The 12,828-nt window shown below is 72.5% G+C and carries 14 protein-coding genes; 8 read left to right on the plus strand and 6 right to left on the minus strand.

Annotation, left to right across the window (positions count from 1 at the left end):
- Window positions 1-36 precede the first annotated feature (36 nt).
- The 6 genes from ABZX61_RS34730 (at window position 37) to ABZX61_RS34755 (ending at window position 4,844) form a co-directional block, all read left to right on the plus strand.
- Complete coding sequence (locus ABZX61_RS34730; protein ID WP_355200316.1) at window positions 37-1,131, plus strand: sensor histidine kinase; 1,095 nt, start codon at window positions 37-39, stop codon at window positions 1,129-1,131.
- Window positions 1,128-1,787, plus strand: coding sequence for a response regulator transcription factor (locus tag ABZX61_RS34735; protein WP_355200317.1), 660 nt, complete (start codon window positions 1,128-1,130; stop codon window positions 1,785-1,787). Before ABZX61_RS34730 ends, ABZX61_RS34735 begins: the two co-directional genes overlap by 4 nt.
- 76 nt (window positions 1,788-1,863) lie before the next feature.
- The gene (locus ABZX61_RS34740; protein ID WP_355200318.1) at window positions 1,864-2,577 is read left to right on the plus strand and encodes an ATP-binding cassette domain-containing protein; all 714 of its coding nucleotides are present in this window, start codon (window positions 1,864-1,866) and stop codon (window positions 2,575-2,577) included.
- A complete protein-coding gene (locus ABZX61_RS34745) occupies window positions 2,574-3,362 on the plus strand; it encodes an ABC transporter permease (RefSeq protein WP_355200319.1) in 789 nt (262 codons plus the stop codon). The genes ABZX61_RS34740 and ABZX61_RS34745 overlap by 4 nt, the downstream gene beginning before the upstream one ends.
- Window positions 3,359-4,063 (plus strand): hypothetical protein, encoded by a 705-nt coding sequence (locus ABZX61_RS34750; RefSeq protein WP_355200320.1) that lies wholly within the window; start codon window positions 3,359-3,361, stop codon window positions 4,061-4,063. Before ABZX61_RS34745 ends, ABZX61_RS34750 begins: the two co-directional genes overlap by 4 nt.
- Before the next feature lie 46 nt (window positions 4,064-4,109).
- Window positions 4,110-4,844 (plus strand): dienelactone hydrolase family protein, encoded by a 735-nt coding sequence (locus ABZX61_RS34755; RefSeq protein ID WP_355200321.1) that lies wholly within the window; start codon window positions 4,110-4,112, stop codon window positions 4,842-4,844.
- A gap of 42 nt (window positions 4,845-4,886) precedes the next feature.
- On the opposite strand, the gene ABZX61_RS34760 is transcribed toward ABZX61_RS34755, so the two are convergent.
- Window positions 4,887-6,080, minus strand: a complete 1,194-nt coding sequence (locus tag ABZX61_RS34760; RefSeq protein WP_355200322.1) for a cytochrome P450 — start codon at window positions 6,078-6,080, stop codon at window positions 4,887-4,889.
- A gap of 121 nt (window positions 6,081-6,201) precedes the next feature.
- Window positions 6,202-6,684, minus strand: a complete 483-nt coding sequence (locus ABZX61_RS34765) for a MarR family transcriptional regulator (RefSeq protein WP_355200323.1) — start codon at window positions 6,682-6,684, stop codon at window positions 6,202-6,204.
- 136 nt (window positions 6,685-6,820) lie between these two features.
- Between ABZX61_RS34765 and ABZX61_RS34770 the strand changes: the two genes are divergently transcribed.
- Window positions 6,821-7,984, plus strand: a complete 1,164-nt coding sequence (locus ABZX61_RS34770; protein WP_355200324.1) for a cytochrome P450 — start codon at window positions 6,821-6,823, stop codon at window positions 7,982-7,984.
- 9 nt (window positions 7,985-7,993) lie between these two features.
- On the opposite strand, the gene ABZX61_RS34775 is transcribed toward ABZX61_RS34770, so the two are convergent.
- The gene (locus tag ABZX61_RS34775) at window positions 7,994-8,632 is read right to left on the minus strand and encodes an NAD(P)H-binding protein (protein ID WP_355200325.1); all 639 of its coding nucleotides are present in this window, start codon (window positions 8,630-8,632) and stop codon (window positions 7,994-7,996) included.
- Between the two features lies 1 nt (window position 8,633).
- Window positions 8,634-9,542 carry an EamA family transporter gene (locus ABZX61_RS34780; protein WP_355200326.1) on the minus strand — a complete coding sequence of 303 codons (909 nt, stop codon included), beginning with the start codon at window positions 9,540-9,542 and terminating at the stop codon, window positions 8,634-8,636.
- A gap of 77 nt (window positions 9,543-9,619) precedes the next feature.
- On the opposite strand from ABZX61_RS34780, the gene ABZX61_RS34785 reads away from it, so the two are divergent.
- Window positions 9,620-10,123, plus strand: coding sequence for a MarR family transcriptional regulator (locus ABZX61_RS34785; RefSeq protein ID WP_185075997.1), 504 nt, complete (start codon window positions 9,620-9,622; stop codon window positions 10,121-10,123).
- A 28-nt stretch (window positions 10,124-10,151) separates the two neighbouring features.
- Here ABZX61_RS34785 and ABZX61_RS34790 read toward each other — a convergent pair whose 3' ends face one another.
- Together ABZX61_RS34790 and ABZX61_RS34795 are read right to left on the minus strand one after the other, a co-directional pair.
- Window positions 10,152-11,240: a hypothetical protein gene (locus ABZX61_RS34790; protein ID WP_355200327.1), complete on the minus strand. Its 1,089-nt coding sequence runs from the start codon at window positions 11,238-11,240 to the stop codon at window positions 10,152-10,154.
- A 108-nt stretch (window positions 11,241-11,348) separates the two neighbouring features.
- Window positions 11,349-12,824: a cytochrome P450 gene (locus ABZX61_RS34795; protein WP_355200328.1), complete on the minus strand. Its 1,476-nt coding sequence runs from the start codon at window positions 12,822-12,824 to the stop codon at window positions 11,349-11,351.
- Window positions 12,825-12,828 lie beyond the last annotated feature (4 nt).

The raw sequence follows: 12,828 nt of genomic DNA on the forward strand, positions 1-12,828 counted from the left end.
GAGTCAATGACGCGAGCGCCGCGTAAGGTACGGGGGATGAGGCGGTTCCTGGATGGGCCGGCCGCGGCGATCGTGGTCGGGATGTTCTGGTTGCCGCCGACGTTCGCCTCCGCGGACCGGTCACGGCTGGTGGCCGGGCTGGTGCTGGCCTGCGTCACAGGCGCGGTGATGGCCCTGCGGCGGCGACTGCCGACCGTGTCGCCGCTGCTCGCCGCGGGCGCGACCATCGCCGGGAGCGTCCTGGGGGTGTGCCAGGACCCGATGCTGGCGGCGGCGTGGTGCCTGTATCCGCTCGCGGTCGCGCGCGCCGACCGCACCCGTACGATCGTCCTCGTCCTCGCCGGCCTCCTCACGGCGCTGGCGGCGGTGGCAGCGGTCCCGGGCGAGGACGCGAGCGGCGCCGGGCAGCGGCTGACGCTGGCCGTGGCCGCGTTGAGCGTGTCCTGGCTGCTCGGCACGGCGGTCGGCAGGCAGATCGCGGCTGCTCAGGAGGCGGAGCGGGCCCGGGTGCAACTGGCGGTGGCGCGTGACGTGCACGACGTCGTCGGCCATGCGCTCGGCGTGATCAGCGCGGAGGCGGGGGTGACGCGGAGCCTGGCCGACGCGAGCGAGCAGGAGTTACGCGACACGCTGGCCGGCGTCGAGTCGCACGCGAGGAGGGCACTGGAGGAGATGCAGGCACTCGTACGCGGGCTGCGGTCCGAGCCCGGCGCGCCGGAAGGTGTCGCGGGGATCGCGCGGCTGGACGGACTCGTGGCGGCGACCCGCGCGGCGGGCGTGGGCGTCGAGGCGCGGATCGAGGTGAACGGCCCGGTCGACGACGTGGCCGGGACGGTGGCGTACCGGATCGTCCAGGAGTCGCTGGGCAACGTGGTGCGGTACGCGGCGGGCGCGGCCTGCTCGGTGGACCTTCGGCAGGACGGCGGGGAGATCGTCGTGCGGGTGCGCGACCACGGCCCCGGGGCCCGGCCGGCGCGCGGCGAAAACGGGCCGGCGCGCGGCGGGGACGGCTCGGGGCTGCGGGGGATGCGTGAGCGGGCCCGGCTGGTGGGCGGCACGGTGACCTGGGGAAACCATCCGGAGGGCGGGTTCGAGGTGCGCGCCAGGCTGCCGGTCCGGAGCGCGCCTTGAGCGGGGCCGTCAGCGTCTTCCTGGCCGATGACGACGACCGCTTCCGGGCCGCGTACCGGAAGTTGTTCGACCGGACCGAGGGATTCCGGGTCGCCGGGGAGGCGGGCGACGGGGAGACGGCCGCGCGGCTCGTCGGCGCGCTCAAGCCCGCGGTGGCGCTGCTCGACGTTCAGATGCCGGGCATGAGCGGCCTGGAGGCGGCGCGCCGCATCCTCCCGGACACGGCCACCCGGGTGATCATGCTGACGACCTTCGACCTGGACGAGTACGTCTACGAGGCACTGACCCTCGGCGCGTCGGGGTTCCTGCTGAAGAACGCGTCCCCGCAGGAGGTGCTCCAGGCCGTCCGCACGGTCCACGCCGGCCACGCCATGCTGGCGCCGGAGGTCACCGCGCGGCTGATCCGCCGTTTCGCGCCCGAGCGGCCCGCGCGGCGGCACGCGTTCGCCGGGCAGGTGCTGTCCGCGCGCGAGGTGCAGGTCGTGCGGCTCGTCGCACGCGGGCACTCCAACCAGCAGATCGCCGACGAGCTGTTCCTGAGCGTGGAGACGGTCCGCACGTATCTGCGGCGCATGTTCGCCAAGCTCGGCGTGAACGACCGCACGCACCTGGCCGTGCTCGCCCACGAGGCGGGACTGCTCTACGAACCCCGGTAGGTGTCTCCTTTCGGGGGACGCGGGCAGGTGCCCTCCCGCCCGAGGCTGGCGACGTCCATCCGAGGCGAGGCAGGCGATGATCGAGATCTCACAACTCAGCAAGCGTTACGGGGCCAAGGCGGCCGTGGAGGAGGTCAGCTTCACCGCGCGTCCCGGCCGGGTCACCGGCTTCCTGGGCCCGAACGGCGCCGGCAAGTCCAGCACGCTGCGCGTCCTGCTTGGCCTGGACGCGGCGAGCGCGGGCACCGCGTTGGTCAACGGGATGCGGTACCGCGACCTGAGGCATCCCCTGCGCACGGTGGGGGCGCTGCTGGACGGAGCCGGCCCGGTGCCCGAGCGCCGCGGCGTCGATCACCTCACCTGGATCGCGCAGTCCAACCGGATCCCGCGGCGCAGGGTCCGGGAGGTGCTCGAACTCGTGGGTCTGGACGAGGCGGCGCGGCGGCGGGTGAGGACGTACTCGCTGGGGATGGGGCAGCGGCTCGGCCTGGCCGCGGCACTGCTCGGCGAGCCCGAGATCCTGGTGCTCGACGAGCCGGTGAACGGGCTGGACCCGGAGGGCATCCGCTGGATCCGGCGCTTCCTGCGGGACTACGCGGCGGGCGGGCGTACGGTGCTGCTCTCCAGCCACCTGATGACGGAAATGTCCGGCACCGCGGATGACGTGGTCGTCGTCAACCGCGGGCGCGTCGTCACCCACGGCTCGCTCGCCCAGGTCACCGCCGGGCACCGCTCGCTGGAGGAGGCGTTCTTCGCGCTGACCGGCGACCCCGCGAGGCCGGGGTGGTGAGCGCCGTGCGGGCCGAGCTGACCAAGATCCTCACCCTGCCGCGCGTGTGGATCGCCACAGGCGTCGTCCTCGGCCTCCACGCGCTGGTCCTGATCCAGTCGGTCCGGCTGAACGCCGAGGCGGTCGCGGACATCACCCCCGACGGCGTCATCGAGATCTTCATCGGGACGCCGCAACCGGCCACCGAGGCGATCCTCGGTCTCCTCGCCGCGTCCTCGCTGCAGATGGGCCTGCTCGTACCGGTCCTCGCCGCGATGATCGCCGGGCAGGAGTTCCGCTCGAACCAGCTCGGGGTGACCGTGCTCGCCGTGCCGCGACGAGGCCGGCTGATCGCGGCCAAGGCCCTGGCGACCGCCACGTACCTGCTCCTCGTGGCGGTCCTGATCGCGGGGATCAGCTCCGCCTTCATGTACGCCGCCGTCGAGGGCTGGAACCCGGGCCTGCTCGTGACGGGCGCCGCGTTCGTCGGCCACGGGAAGTTCGTGGCCTTCGCGGTCCTGTCCGGGCTGACCGGATTCGGGATCACCGTCATCGCGCGCAGCACGCTCGTCGGCGTCATCGTCACCATCGCCCAGATCGCCGTCACCATGACACAGGCACTGGCCGGGGCTGCTCCCGCCCTGGACGCGCTCCTCCCTGTCAGCGCCGCCCGGAACCTGCTGCTCGACCCCGGGATCAACCGGCTCACCGCCGGCCCCGTGCACGCCCTCCTCGTGCTGATCGCGTGGGCGGGGATCACGACGGCGGCCGCCGGGATCACGCTCGGCAGGAGGGATGCGCGATGAGCGCCATCCGGCTCGCGGATCTGCTGCGCGCGGAGCTCACCAAGACCCGCACGCTCCCGGCGACCTGGGTCGCCCTGGGCGTCGCCTCCGCCGCGAACACCGTGCTCGGCCTCCTGGCGGCGACGGACTCCGTACGGCTCGCCGGGCCGGACGGGCCGGTCGCGATCGGGCAGCTGGGTACCCTCATGGTCGCGCCGGTCTACGTCTTCGTCGCGATCGCCGTCTTCGCGGCGGGCAGCGAGTACCGCGCCGGGCAGCTGCGCGTCACCCTGGCCGCCGTCCCCGGCCGGCACCGGCTGGCCGCCGCCAAGCTCGCCGCGGTCACGGCGGCCTGCCTGCTCGCGGCGGGCCCCGCGGTCCTGCCCGGCCACCTCGTCCAGCCGGTCGCCGATCCGGCCGCCCTCCTGACGGTGTATCTCCTGCTCAGCCTCATCGGATACGGCTTCGCCGTCGTCGCGAGAGGCGTCGTGGCGCCGCTCGCCGTGCTGTTCGTCACGCCGGTCCTCATCTCGCCGGCGCTGCGCGGCAGCATGCCGGACGCGGTGCGGCTCCTCCCCCACGAGGCGGCCCTCAGCCTCCTCGGCCTGCCCGCGGACCCGGCCACCGCCCTGGACCGCACGGGCGGGCTGCTGACGCTGATCGCCTGGGCCGGCCTGTCCGTCGGAGCCGGCTGGGCGGCCCTCGTCAGGCGGGACGCCTGAGGTGTTACGTTACGTTCCTTGCTCTTTGATCGGTTGAGGACTGCTGATGAGACAGGACGTGCGCGTACCGCTGCCGGACGGCGGTTCGCTGGAGGCGACGGTGGCGCTGCCGCAGGGGACGGCGCCCGCGGCCGGGTGGCCGGGCGTGGTGGTCCTGCACGAGATCTACGGCATCGAACCGGACATGCTGGACGTGGTGGACCTGTTCGCCGAGCACGGGTACGCGGCCGTCTTACCGGACCTGTACAGCCACGGCACCAGGGTCGGGTGCCTGACGCGGGCCATGCACCAGTTCGTGACGGAGAAGCCAGGCCAACCGGCCGCCGACATCGACGCCACCCGGCAGTGGCTGGCCGGCCGCGACGACGTCGACGGCGGCCGGCTCGGCGTGATCGGCTTCTGCATGGGCGGCGGGTTCGCCCTCGCGTACGCGGCGAGCGCGCCGCCCGGCATACGGGCCGCGTCGGTCAACTACGGCGCGGTCCCCCGCGACCAGGAGCGGCTGCGGTCGGTGTGCCCGGTCGTGGGCTCCTACGGCGGCCGCGACCAGGGCTTCGGGCGGCACGGCACGCGGCTGCGCGAGCACATGCGGGCGCTCGGCCTCGAGCACGACGTCGAGATCTATCCGGACGCCGGGCACTCCTTCATGACCGACGGCCATCACCCCGTCGCGAAGCTCGCGCTGTTCCCGCTGCGTCACGGCCTCGTCCGCGCGGCGGCGGACGACGCGTGGCGGCGCACGTTCGTCTTCTTCGACAGGTATGTGGCAGGCGACGAGTAGCGCATGACATGCGGGAGGCCGCACGGCCTCCCGCATGTGGGGTCAGACCAGCGGCAGGCGCCGCACGCCGGTCATGGTCGGCATGGGCATGAACACCACGGGGTCCTCCGGATCGGTGCGCAGGTGGTCGAACCGGTCGAGCAGGATGTTGAGGGCGACCCGGCCCTCCAGCCGGGCCAGGGGGGCGCCCAGGCAGAAGTGGATGCCGCGGCCGAAGGCGAGATGCGGGTTGGGGTCGCGGTCGGGGTCGAAGACGTCGGGGTCGGCGAACTGCCGGGCATCCCGGTTGGCCGCCCCGAGCCAGAGCAGGACCGTCTGATCGGCCGGTATCGTCACGCCGCCGAGCTCGGCCTCGCGGGTGGTGCCGCGGGCGATCAGGGCGAACGGGGTGAAGAAGCGCAGGGACTCCTCGATGATCGCCGGGATCGCCGCGCGGTCGGCCCGCGCCCTGTCCTGGTGCTCGGGGAAGGCGTCCAGGGCCAGCACCGTGTTGCCGAGCAGCATCGTCGTGGTGACGTGCCCGGCCAGCAGCAGGACGATCGCGAAGTTGACCACCTGCTCGTCGGGCAGGTGGTCGCCGTCCACCTCGGCCTCGACCAGCTTCGTGAGCAGGTCGGCGCGCGGCCGGCGCCGTCGTTCGGCGGCGTGGCCGGCGAGGTAGGCGGACATCTCCCACCACGACTTCATCGTGGTCTCCGTGTCCTGCTCCCGCCGTTCGAAGAGGTCGTCGAACGAGACCTTGGTGTCCTGCCGGAACAGCGTGTCGGCCCACTGCTTGAACAGCTCGCGATCGCTGCTGGGCACGCCCAGCAACTCGGCGATGACGATGACCGGGAGCGGGTAGGCCAGGTCGCGCACCAGCTCGAACCCGCCGCGCTCGCGCGCCGCGTCGAGCAGTTCGTTGGTGACGGCGGCGATCCTCGGCTCGAGGTCCGCGACGACCTTGCGGGTGAAGGCGCTGCTGACCAGCTTGCGCAGCTTGCCGTGCTCCGGCGGGTCGATCTGGGTGATGAAGCCCTCCAGTGACAGCCCTTCCGGCTTCTGGTCCTCGGGGGCCAGGCGAAGGGTGTCGGAGGAGTACGTCGCGGGGTCGCCGAAGACCTCGTGCGTCTCGGGGTAACCGTAGACGTTCCACATTCCGGTGGCGGCGTTGTGCTCGACCGGCCCGCCCGGCCGCGGGCCGTGCAGCCAGAAGTGCTGTTCGGGGATGTTGTACCGCTCGACGATGTCAGACATCGTCACTCCCTTGATCGTTGGATGAGTTTTCGGTTGAGCGGATCGCACGACCCGGCAGGGGACGCGGTGGCGTCGTGCCGGGGTCCTGCGGTGAACGGCACGTGCTCCTCGACGATCATGTTCACCCGGAGCCCTGATCGTCGTCTTTCAGCCGTTTGCGATACTCCTCCCAGCGCTGGAGCGTCTCGTCCGCGTCGCGCACGAGGAACTCGAAGAAGTCCCTGGTGTCCTGCAACAGCGCCCGCTGCTCGGCGCGGTCGTCACCGATGATCGACAGTCCGAGGCTCAGCGCCTCCGCGATCGGCTCGACGCCGGCCAGCCGGCCCCGCATGATCTGGGCCCATCCTCCGCGAACGACCTGGTAGCGGTGCTCACGAGCCGACGTGGGGACACGCTCGACCATCCCGCCGGCCTCCAGCTGCCTGGCGACCGTGCTGACCATGGTCTTGCTGACGCCGAGCTCGGCGGCCAGATCGGTGAGCGACTGGTCCGGCGGGTCGCAGATCAGCAGCCACGCGTACAGGCGGCCCATCGTCCGGCCCCCGGCGATGCGCTCCATGACGAGCCCCATCCGGTCGACGAACTCGGTCTCCTTCTGATCCACCTTGCCAACTCCGTGAGCGTCGTAAAGCACGTACTTGATGAAGTCTACGTCGCTGCCTCGTCCCTCGCGTTGCCGGGCGCTCGCAGATCGAGATACCGTGAACATCCAGATGATGTCATCATTCAAGGGAGCCGATATGACCGATGTGCCCGAGGTCGACCTGACCGATCCCGCCGTGCTGGCGGACCCGTTCACCGCGTACACGAGCGCCAGGGAGCGGTCGCCCGTGGCGCGACTGGTGGCGCCCGGGTTCGGCCCGTTCTGGGCGGTGACCCGGCACGAGGAGGCCAGGGCCATGCTGAGCGACCCCAGGCTGACGACGAACGAGCACAGCTACCAGCGGCCCGACGTGCCGGAGCACTGCCTGCCGTACCTGCGGACCATGTCGGAGATGAACGGCGCCGAGCACGCCCGGCTGCGCCGGCTGGTCGCGCCCGCGTTCACGCGGCGCAGGGCGGCCGAGTTCGGGCCGCGCATCGAGGCGATCGTGGAGCGGCTGCTCGACGAGCTGCCCGCGGAGCCGGATCTGCTGGCGCACTTCGCGGGCCCGCTGCCGATCGAGGTGATCTGCGAGCTGGTCGGCATCCCCGTCGCCGACCGTCCCCGGTGGCGCGAGTACGGCGCCGCCATCGTGGCCGGGCACGGCGAGAGCTTCCGTGACGCCATCCCGCGGATCCTCGAGGGCGCCACCGCCGCGGTCGCCAGGGGCCGGGCGGAGCCGGGCGAGGACCTGATCTCCGACCTGGCCCGCGTCATGGAGGAGGACGGCGACCGGCTCTCCGAGACCGAGCTGATCACCATGGTCTGGACGCTCGTCATGGCCGGCCAGACGCCCACGAACCTCATCGCCAACTCCGCCGCCGCCCTGCTGTCCCACCCCGGCCAGCTCGCCGCGCTGCGCGCCGACCCCGCCCTCATGCCGCGGGCGGTGGAGGAGCTGATGCGCTGGTGCGGGCCGCAGCTGCTGACCATCCCCCGCTTCACCGCGGAGGACGTCGAGATCGGCGGCGTGACCGTTCCCAAGGGCGTGCCGGTCACGGCCTCGATCGCCTCGGCGAACCGCGACCCGCGCGCCTTCGACGAGCCGGACCGGTTCGACCTGCGGCGCGAGGAGTCGGGGCATCTCGGCTTCGCGCACGGGCCGCACTTCTGCGTCGGGGCCTCGCTGGCCCGCGTACAGGCCGGGATCGCGATCGGGGCCCTGCTGCGCCGCTTCCCCGGCCTGGCGCTCGCCGGCGAGGTGCGGCACATGCCCGACCCCGGCACCTGGCGCCTGACGTCGCTGCCCGTGACCCTGTGAGACGGCGGTTCAGTAGCCGATCGTGAACCTGGCACGGTGATGCCGGGGGTGCTCGGCCTCGTCGAGCAGCGCGACGGCGAAGTCCTCCATGGAGATCGCCGACCTGCCCTCGGCGTCCACCAGCAGCTCGTCGCCGCCGAGCCGGTAGCGCCCGGTACGCTCCCCCGGCTCCAGCAGCGCGGGCGGGCTCAGGTACGCCCAGTCGACGCCCGGCTCGGCCCGGCAGACCTCCAGTTGGGCGTTGCAGGCCAGCGCGATGGGCCGCCACGAGGGCGGGAAGTCCGGGGTCTCGACGACGGTGAGGCCACCGGTGCCCGGCACGGTCAGCCCGGCCGCGCCGCCGACGAGCAGCAGCCGCACGCCGGCCCTGGCCGCCCCGGCCAGCAGCGCCTTGGCGGTCGTGACCAGGTCGGCCTCGTGGCCGGGCGCGGGCCGGGTGGCGCTGACGACGAGGTCCTGCCCGGCGCTGAGCGCGGCCACGTCCCCGATGTCCGAGGCGTCGCCGGTGCGGGCGTGCGCGGCGGGAGGCAGGAGGGGGAAGCGGGCGGGGTCGCGGACGACGGCGGTGACCTCGTGGCCGCGGGCCAGCGCCTCGGCCACGACCCTGCCGCCCACAGCTCCGGCGGCTCCGAAGACGGTGATGCGCATGTCAGGACTCCTTTCCGGCCCTTCCGGCCAGGACGTGGGGCTTCTCGGTCAACGTGCGGGCGGGCTGGCGCTGGGCCACGACCAGAGCGGCCAGGACGACGAGCGCGCCGAGCGCCTGGGCCGCGGACAGCTCCTGGCCGAGGACGAGCCAGCCGAGCGCGGTGGCGACCACGGGGCTGAGCAGGCCCAGGAATGTGACCTTGGTCGCCGACAGCAGCCGCAGGCCCCGGAACCACAGGACGTAGGCGAGCGCGGATCCGATGATCGTGAGGTAGGCGTACCCGGCGAGGTTCGCGCTGGTCAGGGTGGCCGGCGGCGCGCCCTCGACGAGGAACGCCACCGGGAGCAGCAGCAGGCCGCCGGCCACGAGCTGCCAGCCGGTGGTGGCCAGCAGCGGCGCGGGCGACTGCCACCGCTTGCTCAGCACCACGCCCAAGGCCATCACGACGGCGCCGCCGAGCGCCGCGGCCACGCCGAGCGCGTCCAGCCGGGCGTCGGCCCGCAGCACGAGCAGGCTCACCCCGGCCACGCCCGCCACGGCGGCCAGCGTCGTACGCAAGGACAGGCGTTCACCCAGAAGCCCGGCCGACAGCAACGCGACCAGCAGGGGCTGGATGGCGCCCACGGTGGCGGCCACCCCTCCGGGCAGCCGGTACGCCCCCACGAACAGCAGCGCGAAGAACACCCCGATGTTCAGCGCGCCGAGCACCAGCGCGCGCCACCACCAGATGCCCGTGGGCAGGCGGCGGGTGATGGCGACCAGGAGGAGACCGGCGGGCAGCGCGCGGATCACGGCGGCCAGCAGGGGGCGGCCGGGCGGCAGCAGTTCGGTCGTGACGAGGTACGTGGTCCCCCAGATGGCGGGGGTCAGCGCGGTCAGCAGGACGGTTCCCGATTGATTTCTTAGCACTAAGACAAACTATCTCAGCGCTAAGTTACTTGGCGAGGTGATTTACCTCACCGCTAAGGCATCGTTAGGCTGGAGTGGTGGCTGATCACGTCGACCTGATACTCAAGCAATGGGACGCCCAGCGCCCTGACCTGGACGTCTCGCCGATGGCGGTGATCGGCCGGCTGTCGCGGCTGATCCGGCTGATCGACGCGGAGCTGGGCCGTACGTTCGCCGCGCATGGGCTCGACCGGGCCTCCTTCGACGTGCTGGCCACCTTGCGCCGCAGCGACCCGCCGCACCGGCTGACGCCGGCCGAGCTGATGCGGGCCTCCATGGTCACGTCGGGGGCGATCACGCAGCGGCTCGACCGCCTGGAGTCCAGGGGGCTGGTGACCCGCACGCCCAGCGAGGCCGACGGGCGGGTGGTCTACGTGACGCTCACCGACGAGGGGTACGCCCTGATCGACCGGGCCCTGCCGGACCATGTCGCGACGGAGGACCGCGTGCTCTCGGCCCTGCCAAAGGAGCGCCGGGACGAGCTCGCCCACACACTGCGCGACCTGCTGGAGTCCCTCGGGGACACCACCACGCTCACCTGACCAGGCGGCAGGGATCCGATTCGAGCGCTCACCGCCACCACCAGTCGATCGCTGGAACGCTGGGAGCGCCGGTCGCGGCGGGGGTGGCCGAGACGGTGGCCACGGTGCGGACGGCGCCAGGGTGGTCGCCGTCGGGATCGGTGTAGCGCTCGGCGATCAGGCCCCATTCGAAGTTGCCGCGTAACAGGCAGGTGAGGTTGTCCAGGTACCGGTACAGCGCGGGTGAGGCGGACGGCATGACCTGGTCCCGCACCTCGACGAAGCGGGCGACGATCCGGTCTCGGAGGACGGCGGCGGCATGCAGCGCCCGGTCGCGGGGCAGGGTGTGGTCGCGCATGTAGAGGTCGATGAGGTTGCTGACCACGGGCCGGCTGGAGAGAGTCCGCCGCTGGGCGAGCCACTGCTCCTTGCCGTGCGAGTAGAGGTCGTTGTCGAGGGCGGCGGCCATGCCGGCCATCTCGGTCAGTGCCCGTACGCGTGCGCTGGTGATCTCGCCTTCGCTGATCGTGTCCGGCTCGGCCAGTTGGAAGAACTGCAGGGTGGGTTCGGCGGCGGAGTACATCAGCCGTAGGGCGAGGTACTCGTTCGCGTTCAGCGGGGCGGCGCGGGCTGCGGCGCAGAGCTCGCAGGCGGCGCCGAGCAGCCATTTGAGGTGGCTGTCGGCGAGGCGGCGCACCTGTTCGGGGCCGGCTGCCTGGTGGATGCGGCGGGCGAGGTCGGTGACGGGTGCCGTCATGGGGTGTCCGGGAGGCAGCAGGCCCGCGTCGGGGGTTTCCAGGGTGCGGATGATGCGTACGGCCATGTCAAGGAATCCGGAGTCGGCCCCGGCAGTGGCGTCCCAGGGGATGTCGTCGAAGACGAACATGAGATAGCCCCAGTCGACGGCTATCTGGAGGCGGTCGGGGTCGGCCTGGGGGCACAGGTAGCCGAAGAAGTGCGCGGTGCGGGTGCCGGTGATGCGGCGGGCCAGGGTCGGGTCGTCGCACAAGCCGTGGCGGGCCATCCAGTCCAGGCCGCGCCGCTGCATCACCTCGATCTGCGGGTGCCGGCGCAGGGGAGCCGGGAAGTACATCGGGGGCAGGTGCACGGTGATGGCCGGATCGGCGGTGTTGCCCATTGCGGGTCCCTCGCGGTGGATGGTGGGCGGGAGGTTGGGTCGCTCGCGGTGGAGGGTGGGCACCAGGGGCGGGCGGGAGGTGGGTCGTCGCAGCGGCTCAGCGGCGGCTCAGCGGCGGCTCAGTCGCAGGCTCAGGTGGCGGGGATGCAATGCGGTGCGCGCCAGCGGCCTGACCTGCCGTCCCGGGACCGGGTGCAGGTGCCAGCGGCCGGTGATGGTGGCCAGGGCGAGGATGAGCTCGATGGTGGCGAACTGGTCGCCGATGCATCGGCGGGCGCCGTCGCCGAAGGCGAGGAAGTTCTTCGGCGATGGGGGCTTGGGGGCGCCGGAAGGGGTGAGAAAGCGTTCCGGGCGGAAGGTGTCGGGGTCGGGATAGTGGGCCGGCAGCCGGTGGATCAGGTAGGGGCTGTAGATGATCGTGGTGCCCGCGGCCAGGTGGTGGCCGCCGAGGTGGGTGTCGGCGGTGGTGTGGCGGGTGAGCAACCAGGCCGGTGGATACAGCCGCAGGGTTTCGCTGACCACGGCACTGGCGTAGCGCAACTGCGGCAGATCCTCGCCGGTGGCGGCGCGCCCGCCGAGGACGCGCCGGCTCTCGTCGGCCACCCGGTCCTGTACGTCGAGGTGCTCGGCCAGCAGGTGCAGGGCCCAGCTCAGGGCGGCGCTGGTGGTCTCGGCGCCGGCGAGGAACAGACTGGCGACGAGTTCGCCCAGCTCCCTGTCGGTGCGTGGCCGGCCCGTGCCCGACGGGGTGGGCGAGTCGACGGTGGGGCTGTTGGCCAGCAGCACCGAGAGCATGTCGCCGTGGTTGAGGCCGGCGCTGCGGTAGTCACGTACGGCTTGGGTGGTGATGTCGTGCAGCCGCCGCTCAGTACGGTGATAGGCGCGATTGGCCGGAGTGGGCAGCCGATCCAGCGGGGGCGGGGTGATCATGCGGCGGAAGATGCCGCGCACCATCGCCGGAAGCGCCTGGCGGATCTCAGCCAGGGATCGACGGCTCGTGGAGGCGGGGAACAAGGTTCGCGTCATGGCCTCACAGCTGATCCGAAGGGCTGCCGTGGGGACATCGAGGATCTGGCCGTCGCGCCAGGAGTCGGCGACGTGGGCCAGATACCGCCCGAAGATGGTGGCGTAGCCGGGCAGGCGGGTGCGTTGAAAGGCGGGCTGGGCCAATCGGCGCAGAGGGCGGTGTTCGGCACGGCGTGCGCACACGAGCCCACCGTCGCCTTCGACCTCTCGTACGCGCCGCCAGAGGGCACCGTCCTTGTCGAAGACGCGTTCGTCGCCGATCATCTGCCGGGCCAGATCCAGCCGGCAGACCACGACCGCATCGACGGGGCCGAGCGTGATCCGCACCAGGTCTCCGTGGGCGGGCAGCGAGCTGAGGAACGTCAGCGGATCACGAAGCAGGGCCGGGACATGGCCCAGCAGCGGCCAGGCTCCTGGCGCGCGGGGAAGAGGAGCGACCTCGTCAACCGCCGCCGCCGGGCTGCTCGGCCGGATCTCGCCGTGCGGCGGGTGGCCCGTGCCGGGGTCGGCGGGTACGGCGGACGAGTTGGGCGGTGGGTCGTCGATGGGTGCGGCCAAGGGA

It is taken from the genome of Nonomuraea sp. NPDC003709, assembly GCF_040610775.1.
GTDB classification, from domain to species: Bacteria; Actinomycetota; Actinomycetes; order Streptosporangiales; family Streptosporangiaceae; genus Nonomuraea; species Nonomuraea angiospora_A.

Coding starts and splice junctions, on each gene's coding strand:
- ABZX61_RS34775 (WP_355200325.1), bottom strand. CDS start 8,632: ATGCGCATCACCGTCTTCGGAGCCGCCGGAGCTGTGGGCGGCAGGGTC.
- ABZX61_RS34755 (WP_355200321.1), top strand. CDS start 4,110: ATGAGACAGGACGTGCGCGTACCGCTGCCGGACGGCGGTTCGCTGGAG.
- ABZX61_RS34790 (WP_355200327.1), bottom strand. CDS start 11,240: ATGGGCAACACCGCCGATCCGGCCATCACCGTGCACCTGCCCCCGATG.
- ABZX61_RS34760 (WP_355200322.1), bottom strand. CDS start 6,080: ATGTCTGACATCGTCGAGCGGTACAACATCCCCGAACAGCACTTCTGG.
- ABZX61_RS34730 (WP_355200316.1), top strand. CDS start 37: ATGAGGCGGTTCCTGGATGGGCCGGCCGCGGCGATCGTGGTCGGGATG.
- ABZX61_RS34750 (WP_355200320.1), top strand. CDS start 3,359: ATGAGCGCCATCCGGCTCGCGGATCTGCTGCGCGCGGAGCTCACCAAG.
- ABZX61_RS34770 (WP_355200324.1), top strand. CDS start 6,821: ATGACCGATGTGCCCGAGGTCGACCTGACCGATCCCGCCGTGCTGGCG.
- ABZX61_RS34740 (WP_355200318.1), top strand. CDS start 1,864: ATGATCGAGATCTCACAACTCAGCAAGCGTTACGGGGCCAAGGCGGCC.